At 37.7% G+C, this 16,305-nt stretch carries 11 protein-coding genes and 1 pseudogene; 10 read left to right on the forward strand and 2 right to left on the reverse strand.

Going from position 1 to position 16,305, the window contains the following annotated elements; all coding sequences use genetic code 11:
• Positions 1 to 53: 53 nt before the first annotated feature.
• The 3 genes from IGK01_RS14285 (at position 54) to IGK01_RS14295 (ending at position 4,259) form a co-directional block, all read left to right on the forward strand.
• A complete protein-coding gene (locus IGK01_RS14285) occupies positions 54 to 1,133 on the forward strand; it encodes a DUF916 and DUF3324 domain-containing protein (RefSeq protein ID WP_438749114.1) in 1,080 nt (359 codons plus the stop codon).
• Positions 1,126 to 3,738 (forward strand): WxL domain-containing protein, encoded by a 2,613-nt coding sequence (locus tag IGK01_RS14290; protein WP_438840885.1) that lies wholly within the window; start codon positions 1,126 to 1,128, stop codon positions 3,736 to 3,738. The genes IGK01_RS14285 and IGK01_RS14290 overlap by 8 nt, the downstream gene beginning before the upstream one ends.
• Positions 3,739 to 3,905: 167 nt before the next feature.
• On the forward strand, positions 3,906 to 4,259 hold the full coding sequence (locus IGK01_RS14295) for a DUF7006 family protein (protein ID WP_023523770.1): 354 nt from the start codon (positions 3,906 to 3,908) through the stop codon (positions 4,257 to 4,259).
• A 288-nt stretch (positions 4,260 to 4,547) separates the two neighbouring features.
• Here IGK01_RS14295 and IGK01_RS14300 read toward each other — a convergent pair.
• Positions 4,548 to 5,867, reverse strand: a pseudogene (locus IGK01_RS14300) (IS4 family transposase).
• Positions 5,868 to 6,554: 687 nt separating this feature from the next.
• On the opposite strand from IGK01_RS14300, the gene IGK01_RS14305 reads away from it, so the two are divergent.
• The 6 genes from IGK01_RS14305 (at position 6,555) to IGK01_RS14330 (ending at position 13,807) form a co-directional block, all read left to right on the forward strand.
• Positions 6,555 to 6,869 carry an LPXTG cell wall anchor domain-containing protein gene (locus tag IGK01_RS14305; RefSeq protein WP_438749043.1) on the forward strand — a complete coding sequence of 105 codons (315 nt, stop codon included), beginning with the start codon at positions 6,555 to 6,557 and terminating at the stop codon, positions 6,867 to 6,869.
• A 16-nt stretch (positions 6,870 to 6,885) separates the two neighbouring features.
• The gene (locus tag IGK01_RS14310) at positions 6,886 to 7,701 is read left to right on the forward strand and encodes a WxL domain-containing protein (RefSeq protein WP_347082642.1); all 816 of its coding nucleotides are present in this window, start codon (positions 6,886 to 6,888) and stop codon (positions 7,699 to 7,701) included.
• 84 nt (positions 7,702 to 7,785) lie between these two features.
• Complete coding sequence (locus tag IGK01_RS14315; protein WP_438840886.1) at positions 7,786 to 8,814, forward strand: DUF916 and DUF3324 domain-containing protein; 1,029 nt, start codon at positions 7,786 to 7,788, stop codon at positions 8,812 to 8,814.
• A gap of 13 nt (positions 8,815 to 8,827) precedes the next feature.
• Positions 8,828 to 11,395 (forward strand): WxL domain-containing protein, encoded by a 2,568-nt coding sequence (locus tag IGK01_RS14320; protein ID WP_438770946.1) that lies wholly within the window; start codon positions 8,828 to 8,830, stop codon positions 11,393 to 11,395.
• Positions 11,396 to 11,957: 562 nt separating this feature from the next.
• Positions 11,958 to 13,436 carry a helix-turn-helix domain-containing protein gene (locus tag IGK01_RS14325; RefSeq protein WP_438770945.1) on the forward strand — a complete coding sequence of 493 codons (1,479 nt, stop codon included), beginning with the start codon at positions 11,958 to 11,960 and terminating at the stop codon, positions 13,434 to 13,436.
• A 20-nt stretch (positions 13,437 to 13,456) separates the two neighbouring features.
• Positions 13,457 to 13,807 (forward strand): DUF7006 family protein, encoded by a 351-nt coding sequence (locus IGK01_RS14330; RefSeq protein WP_438770944.1) that lies wholly within the window; start codon positions 13,457 to 13,459, stop codon positions 13,805 to 13,807.
• 420 nt (positions 13,808 to 14,227) lie between these two features.
• Here the strand turns inward: IGK01_RS14330 and IGK01_RS14335 are convergent, their stop codons facing one another.
• Positions 14,228 to 15,547 (reverse strand): IS4 family transposase, encoded by a 1,320-nt coding sequence (locus IGK01_RS14335; protein ID WP_438840887.1) that lies wholly within the window; start codon positions 15,545 to 15,547, stop codon positions 14,228 to 14,230.
• A gap of 155 nt (positions 15,548 to 15,702) precedes the next feature.
• Here IGK01_RS14335 and IGK01_RS14340 point away from each other — a divergent pair, with 155 nt between their 5' ends.
• Positions 15,703 to 15,906 (forward strand): hypothetical protein, encoded by a 204-nt coding sequence (locus IGK01_RS14340; protein ID WP_438840888.1) that lies wholly within the window; start codon positions 15,703 to 15,705, stop codon positions 15,904 to 15,906.
• Positions 15,907 to 16,305 lie beyond the last annotated feature (399 nt).

The raw sequence follows: 16,305 nt of genomic DNA on the forward strand, positions 1-16,305 counted from the left end.
GTGTAGCGTTACAATTTTGTAGCGCTACTTTCTTTAAAGAAAGGAGTAAATGAATGAAACAAGCAAGTACATATCGAAAAAATAAAATCCAACAAGCAGGGCTAGTATTGCTTATGGTGTTCGTCAGTTTGTTGGCACCAATGCGCGTAGGGGCAGAAGAAGGAACCTTAAATTTTTATGTGACACCGGAATTCTCAGATAATCAAACAGCAGGTAACAAACGTTACTTTCAGTTAACCCTTGCGCCAGATACGACAGAAAAACTAACGTTGAAACTACAAAACGCAAACGCAGAAGCAAAGAAAATCAAAATCACGCCACATACTGCTTATACGAACGTGATGGGGGTTGTAGAATACGGGCAAGACGCGGAAAAAGCAGATCCAACACTCAAGCATTCGCTTGCTGAATTGATCGAACATCCCGAAATCATCGAGCTTGGTGGTAACGAAACGAAAACAGTGACACTTGATCTGAAGATGCCTAAAGAAGCCTTCGAAGGCTTCTTAGCGGGTGGCTTACGAATCGAAGAAGTCAAAGAAGACACAACGGAAGAAACAAGCGACGAAGAAGGGGTCGCCATCCAAAATGAGTTTGCCTATATCATCGGTGTGGTGGTGAGTAATAACCAAGACGCCGTGCAACCTGATTTAGAGTTGGTAGATGTTTTTGCCGATCAACTCAACTATCGTAATGTCATCAGTGCGAATATACAAAACTTCACCCCAACATTCGTGAATCGCTTAGAAGTTGAAGCCACGGTACAAAAAGTGGGGGAAGAAGAAATTTTATACCAAGCCAGTCAAGAACAGATGCAAATGGCGCCAAACTCCAATTTCAATTTTCCGATTTCTTTAGAAGGCGATCGTTTTCGCAGTGGTGAATATTTGTTGAAAATGACGGCACGCTCTGGGGAAGAGGAATGGCAATGGGAACGGAAATTTACCATTGATGCGGATGAAGCGAGAGCATTGAATCAACAAGATGTCACGATTGATACGAGTCTCAATTGGTGGATGATCGTCGCTATACTTTTATTGCTATTTTTAGTAAGCTATTTTCTTTTTATTTTTTATAAAAAGAAAAAAATGAGAAAGAACAACCGAAATGAGAGGTGGCAAGACATTGAATAGAAAACTAAGTGACTTATTCAGTATCTTGGTAATTACCATGCTACTCTTACAAATAAGTTTTAATCAAGTAGAAATGGTTGATGCAGATACGCAATCTAGTAATGATGTAGAACCTGTTGAGACATTTAATGCAGAGCAAAATAGTTTATTAAATACAGTTAGCGCAAGAGCAAATTTAGAAAACAATGGAGAAGAGATTCAAGAATTTTCATTTGAGGTAAAATCATTCCGGACTGTAATTGGTCAACCCACTACTTTCAAATTTACTAGTAAATTGCCTTCGAATGAAGTATTGATCCGAATTCCTGAAAACGGAAAAATTATAGAAAATCAGTTTTCTAATGGAGAATCAATTCACCATTCTCATGGTGAATATTGGAGTCTATCTACTAACGATGAACAGAAATCTTTTGAAGTATCCGTTCTTTTTGAAATTCCTGGAAACTACTTTCTTACGCTTGATAACGATGCAGATCATGTCTATGTGGAAGTACAGGATTCTCCTTCAGTAATGAGAACGGAGAAACTCAACGAGTTAGAAGAAGCTGAAATAATTAATCAATCAGAAGAGATGACCGAACAAAATAATACAAAAGACAGTATTAATAATTCAACAACTATTCAACCGGTGATTGCTGTAGAAGAAAACTTATCTATACCAGAAGAATTGATTGTAATAGAAGAAGAACGTATTTTGGAAGAAACAAGAGATATTCAAAATCGATCTATTAGCAGTGTAAATAATTGGAGCCAATTTAGAAGCGCATGGAACTCTTCTACTGTCACGATAATATTTCATGGTAATATATCTTTTTCTAGTTCCATTTTAGGAGATTCTCTTAATACAAGATTATCATCCATAACACTTAATGGAGGGACTCTTAATTTTCAGAACTCCGGATATAGTTTAGTAATGAGTGGTGTAGCAGGTCTAACTATAAATTCTACACTAACTGATTGGCCAGCTCAAATTGGAAGAGATTCTCGTACAGCTCCCCTCATTATTCATAATGGAAGTGGGCTAATAGAAATTAATCATTCAAATATTACTATGTCAACTGGTACGGCAGGCTCTATAATATCTGGTCAGAATATAAATTTAAATGGAGCTATAAAGATTAGAGCTGACACAGCTGGCGGAGCTAGTGCAACAGTGCGTGCGACAGGAATAGAGTTGGTTCGGAATGGTACTCTGAAAATCATATCTAATAGTCATCAAAATGGATGGATTCTATCATCCACTAATTCTGGTTTAAGACCGGTTCTTTCAACTGCTGGGAGTACAATAATTATTCAAGCAAATAGGTTCTCTATGGTAGAATCAAGGAATGGAACGGGTTTAGGTTTAAATTCTTGGAATAGTATAGATGTCATGCTTAGTGGATTAAATGGAGCGACTGTTGTGAATAGCAATAGTAATCCAAATGATTTTAATGAAAGGTATCTTACTACGTTTAATGACCGTCGATATACCGGTATGATCTTTAATGCTAGTGGTGGTGGATGGGTCACACCTCCTGTTTCTTACAATCTCTCTTTACAAGCTAATCCCGATGTTGGAGGAAATCCGAGTGCAACAAACACAACACTAACGCAAGGAAGTACGACAACATTAAACGCAAATCCCAACAGTGGTTATCGCTTTGTACGCTGGGAAGTTGTATCAGGGACTGGGGCGAATATCGCAAACGCAACTTCAGCTACCACTACCTTCACGATGGGGAGCGCAAACACGACAGTACGTGCTGTATATGAAGAAATCACCTACAATTTGACCCTTGAAGCCAGTCCGAGTGATGGGGGAAATCCGAGTGCAGAGGCTAGTACTTTAGCTCAAGGAAGCACAACAACATTAAACGCAAATCCCAACAGTGGTTATCACTTTGTACGCTGGGAAGTTGTGTCAGGGACTGGGACAAATATCGTAAACACAACTTCAGCTACTACTACCTTCATGATGGGAAGTACAGATACGACGGTTCAAGCTGTTTATGAAACAATTACCCAAGTCTCACCAGTCGATCCTTTGGATCCAGAAGTCGAAGTGGACCCAGAAAATAAACCAGATTTGCCTGAAGGTCAAGGGCTGTTGAGTATTGACTTTGTTTCGCAATTCAACTTTGGGTTACAAGCTATTTCTGCTCGTGATCAAACGTATTATGCTCAACCACAACGTTTAATGAATGAAGATGGAGTAGTTAGCGAGAAAGAAGAACGACCAAACTTTGTGCAGATCAGTGATCGACGCCCAGAATCTGAGCGTAACGGCTGGGAATTAGCAGTGACACAAAAAGAACAATTTAAAGGAAAAGAAAACCAAGTATTGAATGGCGCTAGTATAACTCTATCAAACCAACAAGTTGTTACTGCTCAAGGGAAAACTGCTCCAGAACTTCAATCTGTCCATTCCCTAATACCTGGAAATCGCCAAACATTGATCAAAGCTCAAGGTAGTGAAGGAATGGGAACTTGGATCTACCGGTTTGGTGATGCAGAGACGGCAAAAGAGAGTGTTGCACTCAATGTTCCAAAGGGGGCGAATCCAGAAGCAACTAGTTATTCGACAAAGTTGACGTGGGAATTAAGTGCAGTTCCTTACAATTAGAAAAGAATACCGTTTTTTCTCTAGTTTTATCTTTAGAATCTCTGATAAATCAAATTTTTATCCAGAATGATGATCTACAATACTGTATATAGATCAATAAAAAAGTAGAAAATTTTATCAAATCAATCAGAAATGAAGGAAAAGGGCAAGAGAAAGGAGCACACAACATGAACCCATCTCTAACGAAAGATGAATATATGCGTCAATTTCAAGAAAATATACCACAAGATAAAAGAAAATCAGAAGAACTGAATGTTTATCTGGCACAACAGTTCGAACAACTTGACCAATTGACAAGCACAATTTCACCAGAAAACTTTTGGGAAAATCTTCCTATAGTTCTAGGAATTGACGCAAAATTAAGTCTAATCACCGAGCTAATTCATTATGACTATAATAAATTACCAATAAATGAAATCTTACGAATTGTTGAGAAAGATTATCGCACGTACTTCAAGGAACTTTGTGGGAATAATTTAAGTACAAATAATTACTATTCGATGGTATACAATCTGAAATGAAAATAGGCTAAAAAATTGTCCAGAAAAAACTTTCTGGGCAATTTTTTTTTGTATACTTTAGAAAACTCATTTTCCATCATAAAATCCCTTAAATAATTTATGTTCAGTTAATCAATACATTCAAGAGATAATATGGGTCCAACAAGGTATACCCCAATGTCATTAAGTTAAGACAAAAAAACAAATAATAGTCTCAAGTATATCGCTTTTTTCTTATTAACTTGACTAATTTTATATTTTCGAGCAACACAATAAAACGTCCTATATGGTATAGTCCGATTTATAATATTAGGCAATACGATATAAAAAACCAACAAATTTCTTTTTTGTTATATTTCTCTGGTTACTCCGATTCTGGCGTACGGGGAGGAAATATCTTCTTATCAAAATTTCTACATTGACGGTTTGATCAAGAAAAAATCTTTTACAAATGCCTATAGCTTGTGTGAAATTAAGCTGATAGAACTGCTTTAAAGGAGCTGATAACGCCACTACCTGAGCAATTTCCATTGAAAAGTTGTATATAATGAGACGAGCGTAAATTTCTTGAATAATAAACTCTAGTTTCTTTGAGTGGAATTGGTTTAAACCTAAGGCATATTTTAATTCTCTAAAGGAAGTTTCAATTCCCCAGCGTAAGTGATAAAGTACTTTTAAATCTTCGCTTTTAAAAGTGAAGGAATCAAGATTCGTGACTAAAGATTCATAACTATCCTCACTCAACTTAATCCGAACGACTCTGAGACTAACGGGATAGCTTTCTTTTGAATCGGATGGGAGATAATCAAAGCTGGCTTTTTTACGCACAAATTGATAGCTCTTGTCAGTTTTGATTTTATTTGTCTGTCTTCTTGTTAACCAAAGGTTAACCTCTTTATCAAATGTTCCTTTTTGAGGTAATCCAAGTCCTTTAAGAAAGCCATTACTTTTGGTATCTTTTACTCGAATTACGAATTTTTGACCACTTTTTCTAATATGTTCGTACACGTTAAATGACTCATGACCACGATCTGCAATAATAATTGTTGGCTTTTCAAAAGTAAACTCATCAACCATTTGGCACAAACTGCTCCGTTCGTCTAGCTGTCTAATTTTTTGGAAGTTTACCGATGCATAGTATTTATTTAATGGGTCCTATAAAGCATTGAGATAAAAAGATCCTACAGATTTATCAAACTTTCCGATGGTGTAATGGGATTCAGGATCGTTTTCATCATAAGGAATATTAATATCGGAGCCATCATGAGCCAATAGTTGGTACCCTTTATATTGCTTGTTTTGGTTACTTGAAGGAATGGTTCGGTGGAAGAGTTGTTTGAAAGCTTCAATCTTTATTTTACTTCGAGCCTGTACAAATGCGGAAGCCGTTGGCGTTTGAAGTGTAAAATCAAAGTAAGAGAGTAATTCACTAGAAAGACTTTGTCCACCGAAAGAGAGAATAATTTTGAGAGTGGTCTCAAAAGATAATTTTCTATTTCGTGAAAAATCAAGCGGAGATTGAGCAAAAATTTCAGGTTGATTTGTAATACAGCGAATTTGATCTTCTAAATTTTGTTTGATTTTATGAGCTGCTTGAAGTGTGGATGAAATGTTGATAGTATTAGACATAAGGGCACCTCCAGAATAAGTAGCGCTATGACGTTTTATTATTGTTAAAATAATTGTATCAAGAGAGTGTCCTTTTACATAGAAAAAATAAAGCAGGGAAACTTAAATGTTTTCCTGCTTTTTGCCTTAACTTAATGACATTGGGGTATACTCTATTGGGTTCCTACCAACTATTTAAACGAGCTTAATTAAGTCAACTCTCCATGAACAATTAACTTAATCAAACTTTAGTTTTCCACCTTTTAGAAGGGTTGCTCTGAAAAATAGTGAATGCGTTATTTGACTGAATCTAGATTTCGTAACGATTTATGACCAAAAAATATTTTCTAAATTACATGGATCAATCAAAAGTATCCAGAGAAAAAATTGCTGTACGCTCTTTTTAATGATTCTTTTTTAATATTCGTTTTTCTAAATTTGCATACCGAAGTGAAAATTTCGATTATTTATTTTGGTGAGAATCTTGTAATATAAGAGATGCAAATAAGGCTTCAAGTTGATCCTTATTTTGTTTAATGATTTGCATCAAAAACCATCGTTTTTTAGAATTTATATTCGCTATTTATATTCTGAAATAGAAAGACTAATTTAATAACTTTTTTAAGACATTTGATTCTATCGAATGTCTTTTTTTTTGTCTCCTTAAAAACGATGAATTTTGAGAAGAACATTAAAGGAGGAGGGAATATGCGAAAAACGGTCGGCCAAATAATCGTTCTATGTTTCCTAATAATAGCGATGCAGTTTCCGTTGCTGGTTTACGGTACACAGGTCCAATCCGTTGAGTCAGAAGGATCGATTGGATTTACCGGGGCCTATGAACCAATCGGTCCGCCAGCCCCACCACCTAGCACTAGCCCACAAAAGCCAGACGGTACTTTGCCGAAAACCAATATGATTGATAGCTCACTTGGACTATGGATCGGCAGTTTCTTAGTGGGTAGCGTTTTATTAGCCTTAGGGTACAAAAGAAGAAAAGCAACACAAAAAACAATTAAATGAAAGTAGGAATTTAAGAATGAAATTTATCCGGTTAGCAACTGTAGCTGCATTATCAACAACCATTTTTGCCGGAGGCGTACAAGCCTTCGCCGAAGAAACTGTTCAAGAGAAGGAAACACAAGAAGTTCGCAAAACAACCACTGAGGGTCAAATCACCTTCACGCCAGGAAATGATGACACAGTCGTTGATCCTGGACCGGATGGTCCTGATGTAACTATTCCGCCAGTCACTGGTCCTGATGGAGAAAACAAAGGACCTTTAACAATCGCAACTGTGCCAACAATGAACTTCGGTTCACAAATTATCTCAACTACAGATGAGCATTACAATATGGTCGCTGAAAGACAACAAAAAACAGGAACAACCGGTGAAGAAAATAAAGTTCCTTATGTAAGTTTGGCACAAGTCCAAGACACCCGCGGTACCAATGAAGGATGGGAATTAAGTGTAAGTTTAACAGAATTTGAAGCACCTACGGATACATTAAACAAGGTATTAAAAGGCGCAAAAATCACGTTATTCGATCCGGCCCTACGCTACAGTATCGATGATGCAGCTCAAGCACCGAGCATTCATGCAAGTGGATTGGAATTGATTCCAAATAATGATGCCGTACCGATTATGACGGCAGCTAACCAAAAAGGTGCTGGTACCTCGACGGCTGTTTGGGGAGATCATGATGCGATTGCAAAACAAGTAGAAGATGGCGCAGCTGTTGTAGAGAATGAAGCGATTCAATTATTCGTTCCTGGTTCGACTGCTAAAGATGCGGTAACGTATACCTCTACCTTGACATGGGAATTAGAACTAACACCTGAAAATGACCTTTAAGAAGTAACAATTTCCATGTTCCATTAGTCACTAGTAGCGTTACAGATCTCTGTGGCGCTGCTTTTTTTAGAAAGGATTAAAAAAATGAGACACAAACAAATTACGCAAAGCGGGCTGTGGCTCCTAGTGATACTTTTCCTTTTCTTGCCCATTTCAGCCCAAGCTGAAGAGACGGCCTTAAATACACATGTCACCCCGCTTTTTCCCGAAAGTCAAGTCGATGAAGGTAAAGGGTATTATGAGCTATTACTCGCTCCTGGTCAAAAAGAGACCTTGCAGCTGAAAGTCGGTAATTCCAGTTCAGAACCAATCAATGTCCAGGTGACACCGCATACGGCGTATACCAATACTTTGGGAAATGTCGAGTATGGCAAAGATGCCGAAGAAGCAGATCCAACCTTGGTTCACTCCTTGGATGAACTGATGACTCCTTCGGAGGTCATTACACTCGCAGGAAAAGAAACAAAGGTCATAGACATTTCTTTACAGATGCCTAAAGACGCCTTTGAAGGGTATTTAGCTGGTGGTTTACGAATCACCGAAGTAAAAGAAGAGGAAGAAAGTGAAGCACCAGAAGGAGAAGGGGTAGCGATCAAGAATGAATTTGCCCATGTGGTAGGTGTGGTCGTCAGTAATACCCGAGACTCGGTGCAACCGGAGTTGGAACTATTAGATGTGTTTGCGGATCAATTGAACTATCGCAATGTGATCAGTGCCACGCTACAAAACTTCACGCCCACCTTTATCAATCAATTGGCGGTGGAAGCTACCGTGAAACGAGCAGGAGAGAGCGACGTTCTCTATGAGGCCAGTAAAGAGAAGATGCAGATGGCGCCCAATTCGAATTTTAACTTTCCGATTTCTTTAGAGGGAGATCGTTTTCGAAGTGGGAACTACGTGTTAGAACTAACCGCAAAGTCGGGAGACAATGAATGGTCCTGGACTCGTGAGTTTACGATCGATGCCGACGATGCCCGTAAGTTAAACCGCGAAGACGTCATGATCGACAACAGTCCGAATTGGTGGATGATCGGTGCGCTCATTTTGTTAACTCTATTGGTCGTGATTCTGCTTTATCTCGCTCTAAAGAAAAGAAGGCAAGAAAAAGACTAAGGAGGAATGTAGCGTGAACTTTCGCAAACAAGCTTTGGTATGTACTACACTCTTACTATTGGCACATGTGATACCATTGGGAATCACACGAGGCTATGCAGAAACGAATGAATCCATAGATGAACAGACACTCACTGATTTTCGTAGCCATATACCAGATTATGTAGCAATGAGTACCGCTGTTGCACCGGTTAAAGAAGCACCGCCAGTGGTTCAAGAGTTTTCATTTGTAGAAAAGACTTTTCAGACAGTCACGAATCAACCAGTTATTTTGCGTTTTACAAGTACTTATCCTGCAGATGAGGTTCTGGTGCGGGTACCGAGGGAAGGGCAAGTACTGGCAAATCATTTTTCTGATGGAGAGTCTATCACTCACTCCCATGGAGAATACTGGACGCTTCACACAAAAGAACGACAGACTGAATTTACACTTCCTGTGGTGTTTGCGACACCGGGAAACTACTTCTTAACTGTCGATCATGACGCAGATCATTTCTATTTAGAAGTAGAGGAAAGTACTCTGAAATCAGAGGACCAGAAATCTTCTGACTTAAAGGATCAAGAGAATACTGGCCTCGAAGAGCAGCCATCAGAAAGTCAAGATGTAGAAGTGATGAAGGATATTCCTGTTGCAGTTCAATCAGTCGTGGCAGCTGAGAAGAACCTATCGATACCCGAAGAACTAATTCAAACAGAAACAAATCGGATTTTGGAAGCCTCTGTTGATCCTCAGAGAAATACAGCTACACCTAGCAATTGGTCTCAATTTAGAAGTGCATGGAATGACCAAAGAACTGTCTCAATAGTAATTACTCAGTCAATTTCCTATTCTAGCTCGATTTTAGGAAGTTCATTAAACACCAGAAACACCTCGGTGAATATTATAGGCAGACCCGCAACTCAAGCTCATGCAGTACTCAGTATGTTTGGCTCTAACAATAATTTAGAACTGAGTGGAGCAGCTACTTTAACATTAAATGGTTTGTCTTTAATGGGTGCAAACAGTGCAAACACCAATGATCCTATTATTAAACATAATGGCAGCGGTCTAGTTGAAATAAATAATATACTTGCATCATATAATAGCAATCCATCTATTATTCATGCTCAAAATATTAATCTAAGAGGATACTTTGAATTGAATTCACCTTGGGGTGGTCCTGCGATATCTTTGGTTCGTAGTGGAACACTAACTATAACTCCAGCACCAGATAGAAGAAGCAATATATCATCTAGGAGTGCTGTTGCCAATAATCGTATAAAACCTATTGAATCTGACTCTTCCAGCAGGATTATAATAAATGCAAATAGACTGACAATGGCAATGAATGTTTCTACGCCTAAGTCATCCTGGCATTCTGTCAATGCCACTCTCACTGGGGTGAATGGCTCACAAGTACTAACTAGTGAATCGGATCCAAATGATTTCGAAGAACGTTACACCCAACTGTTCGGAGAATCATGGTATAGCACACTTATATTTAATGGATCTGGGAGTTCTTGGGTCACTCCCCCGCGCCCTTCCTATGTACTTTCCTTAGAAGCGAGTCCTACTGTTGGGGGAATGCCTATGGCAGAAACAACAACGATTATTCAAGGGGAGACAACCATGATTCATGCGAATCCAGCGGAGAGGTTTGACTTTCTTCGTTGGGAAATAGTATCCGGAACCGGAAGCCGTATTTTAAACCCCACAAATGCAACGACTACTTTTACAATGGGGACTACTGATACAGTTGTACAAGCAGTCTATCAAAAGAAACAAGGGGGAGACATAACGGTTGAATATGTTGATAATGCTCTAAAGGAGTTGTCAGAGACAGAGATTATCAGCGGACTGATTGATGAAGAATATGAGACTGAGGCTAAAGAAATTGACGGATATACTTTAACTGAAGTGCCCAAAAATGCATCAGGAAGATTTACCGAAGAGGCACAGACTGTTACTTATGTATATACTAAAGATATTCTAGATCCTGTGTTACCAGTCGATCCATTGGCACCCGAAAAAGAAGTTGATCCAGAAAATCCACCAGAACTTCCTGAAGATCAAGGGACACTGAGTATTGATTTTGCGTCACGCTTTTCATTTGGAACCCAAGGCATTTCTGCGCAGACCAAGCGCTATTATGCACAACCCCAACACTTGTTGAATGCTGACGGAAGCATCAATGACGCAGAAGAGCGACCAAATTATATCCAAGTCAGTGATCGTCGCCCAGAAGAGGAGCGTCACGGTTGGCAATTAGCAGTTACACAAAATAATCAGTTTACGGATCGTCAAGACAATCAACTTAGAGGCGCACGTTTGTTGCTTAATAACCAACAATTTGCATCTGTCCAAGAATCTAACGAACCAATGCTTCAAAATCAAGACGGGATTGTGCTGATCCCAGAAGAAAAAACGCTTCTTGTGACCGCGCACGATGGTCAAGGAGCGGGGACTTGGATTTATCGTTTCGGCAACAGGGAAAGTGCAGGTGAAAGTGTCGCCCTTGAAGTTCCACCAACGGCGAACCCAAGAACAGCTACCTATCAAACGACCCTTACGTGGGAATTGAGTGCAGTTCCCGACAATTAGTTGAAAAAGAAAAGGGCTGCGGCTCTTTTCTTTTTCTTCACAGAAAGAAAAAATTCAGAATTTATTTTATCATTTAGTCTTTATTACCAAAGACTATGTGTGGAGTAATATTTTTAGGGCTATCAGAAAAAGAGTGCATCATAGCTCAGACTCTGATCAATCAAACTGGCTTTGGACGTCGAATGATCATGTAATACATATAAGTAGAAAAAGATTATTTCGATGAGATGATCCAATTGGTCGGTAATGAAAAAGGTTACCAATTTTCTTTTTTTACGCGAAGGAGGTATTATGATAAGAAAGAAGCACTGATTCATGAAGAAAAGCCTTTTTTTGTTTGTGGATCAGTTAACTATGGGGAAAGAACTGACCATCCTTTATAGATGATTTTAGCGAATCAATTATGTTTCCTAAGCCATATCAAAGTAATGAATCAAGTCCCAAAAAAAGTACGCACAGGAAGGCTTGAATTAACAACTTTGCCCACAAGAGAAACAATCTAACGAACATTGTGTGGTTATTGTGAAGGGAAAAGGAACAAAATGAAAAAGTGAGGATAGGTATGCGCGAATTACAAATTGCTTTTATTACGAATGCCGAGATCCGTCGCTGGATGCGGATTTTGACTATTATTGAACGAGAACACCACTTTACGATTGTTGCGGTGAGTGAACGCTTGATGATCTCGCAACGAACGATGGTCAAAGATATTCAAGCAATCAAAAGTTACTTTGGGAAGACCATTGAATTGCTTTCACTGTATAACGGTTTTCATTTTGACGAACGTGACCGGGTAGGATACCAAGAAAAGAAAGAACAACTGTTAGAGAACGAAGTTCTCCTTGATATTGTCGGGACGATTTTTTACGGAGAGCCTATCGCATTAGCTGACTTGGCACACCAGTACAGTTATGCCGAAAGTACGTTGCGTCGGTTTTTAGTGAAAATTGAACCGCTCTTAGCTGAATATAATCTAACATTGACTCTTACCCCCGTGAATTTTGTAGGGGAAGAAGCCGACATCCGCAAGTTTTTTTTTGATTTTTATTACAGCAGTGAACAGACCCCCTTTACGATTCGTCCGCCCGAAGGGCTGCATGCATTGGTTCTGGATGAACTATCTAGCAAGCTGGGGGATTATGAGCTGGGGACAGGGACGACCGTTTCTGCTTTTTATTACCATCTTTATATCACGATGGTTCGTGTCAAACAACATCAGTTTATTTCATTGCCTAAGTGGTTGAAGAACGTCGATTATCAGGAAAAAGATTTTCAGCTACTTTATTCTTTACAAGCGAGGATCCATGAGGAATATGAGATCTATCTGCCAAAGGAAGAATTCGCTTGGGTCCATCTATCGATCATTTCCAAGCGAACGATTCATCGAGTAGATCAAGAACATACATTCAGTCAACGATTCAATCAGTGGGATGGCCTTGAACAAGTGGTATCAGATTATCTGTCGGATCCCTTCTTTGCACAATGGGATACCGACACGTTAGGGGAATTTATGACGTCGTTTTTAGTCTCACGTCTGATCAATGAAGCGTTAAGTCCGGTATTGAATAAAGAGTTAGAAGAAGTCCGTATCATGGCCAAGCAAACCTATGGACAGATCCATGAGATCAATTCCTGCTTCTTACAAAAGCATGCACAGACACTTCGCTTTTCAGCAGTGACCTTTGAAGATGTGGCCGTCAGTTTTACGTTATACATGGATATGTTGTTTCATTATTACCAACCCGTCAAGCAGGTTTTGTTTTTACTGGAAGGAGATTATTTGGTGGTGCAATCGATTCGACTGCAGGCCCAGGAGCTCTTAGGTAAGCATTACAATTTACTCTTTCTTCCACTGCAGGAATTGACGCAGGAAAGCTTGAATGATGCGCAAATTGATCTGATTGTCACCAACTACCGACCGTACCTTTTGGATTACGCACTGGAAACCGAGTATATCTTGATGAATAGTCTTCCGACGGCGCAAGACTGGACACGGGTCAAACATCGATTGAATCCATTGATCGACCGGATTGTTTTTTAAAAGAAAGAAGGAAAAGAAGCATGACAGGATTTACGACAAAGGAGGCCTATTTACAGGGCTTTCATAAAACTTTTGAAGCAGCAGGAAAACGAAAAAGCCCAGTCCTAAAGGACTATTTACACAGGCAAACGGACCGATTGGAGACCCTCATAGCACAAATCTCTCAAGATAATTTTTGGCAAGTCTGGCCAGAGATCTTAGGGATCGATGCGAAGCTGGGAATTGTTTCGGAAGTGCTTGTCTTTGATAATTTTTCGGATGAGGCCATTATTCGAATGGTTGAAACGGATTACCGCACCTATTTCAAAGAATTATGCGGATATGATCTCAGTATGGAACCGAAACATTCCATAATTTTCAATGTTCTATGATTGTTTAATGGGTAGATCGTCCAAATTATTACGAAAAAGATTTTGTAGAGTGTTCAAAAAATTACATTTTGAACACTCTTTTTGATAAGTATTGTTCCAGAAAAAAATTTTTCAACTCTATAAACACGACTAAATAATCTTTTAGTGAAAAATGTGAGTAAAGCTTCTTGTTCAGATAGGGGTATGATCAAAATTAAAAGTTATTGCTTCTTATTTATTGTTCTTTTAGCAGTTAACGTAATTAGGTTCAGTAAGATATTTTCCTAGAGACCAACAGAGTATACCCCAATGTCATTAAGTTAAGGCAAAAAAGTAAATAATAGTCTCAAGTATATCGCTTTTTTCTTATTAACTTGACCAATTTTATATTTTTAAGCAACACAAAAAAACGTCCTATATGGTATAGTCCGATTTATAATATTAGGCAATACGATATAAAAAACCAACAAATTTCTTTTTTGTTATATTTCTCTGGTCACTCCGATTCTGTCGTATGGGGAGGAGATATCTTCTTATCAAAATTTCTACATTGACGGTTTGATCAAGAAAAAATCTTTTACAAATGCCTATAGCTTGTGTGAAATTAAGCTGATAGAACTGCTTTAAAGGAGCTGATAACGCCACTACCTGAGCAATTTCCATTGAAAAGTTGTATATAATGAGACGAGCGTAAATTTCTTGAATAATAAACTCTAGTTTCTTTGAGTGGAATTGGTTTAAACCTAAGGCATATTTTAATTCTCTAAAGGAAGTTTCAATTCCCCAGCGTAAGTGATAAAGTACTTTTAAATCTTCGCTTTTAAAAGTGAAGGAATCAAGATTCGTGACTAAAGATTCATAACTATCCTCACTCAACTTAATCCGAACGACTCTGAGACTAACGGGATAGCTTTCTTTTGAATCGGATGGGAGATAATCAAAGCTGGCTTTTTTACGCACAAATTGATAGCTTTTGTCAGCTTTGATTTTATTGGTCTGTCTTCTTGTTAACCAAAGGTTAACCTCTTTATCAAATGTTCCTTTTTGAGGTAATCCAAGTCCTTTAAGAAAGCCATTACTTTTGGTATTTTTTACTCGAATTACGAATTTTTGACCACTTTTTCTAATATGTTCGTACACGTTAAATGACTCATGACCACGATCTGCAATAATAATTGTCGGCTTTTCAAAAGTAAACTCATCAACCATTTGACACAAACTGCTCCGTTCGTCTAGCTGTCTAATTTTTTGGAAGTTTACCGATGCATAGTATTTATTTAATGGGTCATATAAAGCATTGAGATGAAAAGATCCTACAGATTTATCAAACTTTCCGATGGTGTAATGGGATTCAGGATCGTTTTCATCATAAGGAATATTAATATCGGAGCCATCATGAGCCAATAGTTGGTACCCTTTATATTGCTTGTTTTGGTTACTTGAAGGAATGGTTCGGTAGAAGAGTTGTTTGAAAGCTTCAATCTTTATTTTACTTCGAGCCTGTACAAATGCGGAAGCAGTTGGCGTTTGAAGTGTAAAATCAAAGTAAGAGAGTAATTCACTAGAAAGACTTTGTCCACCGAAAGAGAGAATAATTTTGAGAGTGGTCTCAAAAGATAATTTTCTATTTCGTGAAAAATCAAGCGGAGATTGAGCAAAAATTTCAGGTTGATTTGTAATACAGCGAATTTGATCTTCTAAATTTTGTTTGATTTTATGAGCTGCTTGAAGTGTGGATGAAATGTTGATGGTATTAGACATAAGGGCACCTCCAGAATAAGTAGCGCTATGACGTTTTATTATTGTTAAAATAATTGTATCAAGAGAGTGTCCTTTTACATAGAAAAAATAAAGCAGGGAAACTTAAATGTTTTCCTGCTTTTTTCCTTAACTTAATGACATTGGAGTATACCCTGTTGGTCTTTTTACTTATTCTTGATGTAATTGAGTTTCTAATAGGTCAACAGAGTTGGGCAACAGTTTTTTTTAAAGGAAGTAATTTTTTGATTTTAGATGAGAATTTTTCTATTAATCCAGATAAATCATTAGTAATATTTTATAATTCTGTATATAAAAAGAGAAAGCTTTTTGAAGAAATTAGAGAAGACAACTTTCTTTGATACAGATGAATTATTTTGAGGAAATGAGGATATAGGAATTATGTTAAATTAGAAGAATAAAATAAATCGCTAGCTTTTTTACAGAATCTAATTTTTCTATTTAGGGTACATTGTAAATAGACATATTTAAGGAATCAGAATAATTAACATTTATCAACAGAACCTACAAATAAATATTTTATGGAATTTAAATGAGATAATAAAAGAAAACAAATTTTTCACTATTGTCTGAAAAAATTGTTTTCTTTTAAAAATATAAAATGTTATACTATTACAAATTAAATGCTTATATAATAGTATGTTTTTGCTAAAAAAATATCAAAAACCTTCGTTTTTAAGAATGTTAATATGTTATTTATCTTCTTTGATAGGAAGCCTAATTTAATCACTTTTTCAAGA

Origin of the sequence: Enterococcus sp. AZ080, from assembly GCF_051714945.1 — a bacterium.
GTDB lineage: Bacteria > Bacillota > Bacilli > Lactobacillales > Enterococcaceae > Enterococcus_B > Enterococcus_B pernyi.

Bases quoted from the DNA above. Each gene is read 5' to 3' on its own strand.
- IGK01_RS14310 (WP_347082642.1), top strand. From the start codon at position 6,886: ATGAAATTTATCCGGTTAGCAACTGTAGCTGCATTATCAACAACCATT.
- IGK01_RS14335 (WP_438840887.1), bottom strand. From the start codon at position 15,547: ATGTCTAATACCATCAACATTTCATCCACACTTCAAGCAGCTCATAAA.
- IGK01_RS14330 (WP_438770944.1), top strand. From the start codon at position 13,457: ATGACAGGATTTACGACAAAGGAGGCCTATTTACAGGGCTTTCATAAA.
- IGK01_RS14325 (WP_438770945.1), top strand. From the start codon at position 11,958: ATGCGCGAATTACAAATTGCTTTTATTACGAATGCCGAGATCCGTCGC.
- IGK01_RS14305 (WP_438749043.1), top strand. From the start codon at position 6,555: ATGCGAAAAACGGTCGGCCAAATAATCGTTCTATGTTTCCTAATAATA.
- IGK01_RS14315 (WP_438840886.1), top strand. From the start codon at position 7,786: ATGAGACACAAACAAATTACGCAAAGCGGGCTGTGGCTCCTAGTGATA.
- IGK01_RS14295 (WP_023523770.1), top strand. From the start codon at position 3,906: ATGAACCCATCTCTAACGAAAGATGAATATATGCGTCAATTTCAAGAA.
- IGK01_RS14285 (WP_438749114.1), top strand. From the start codon at position 54: ATGAAACAAGCAAGTACATATCGAAAAAATAAAATCCAACAAGCAGGG.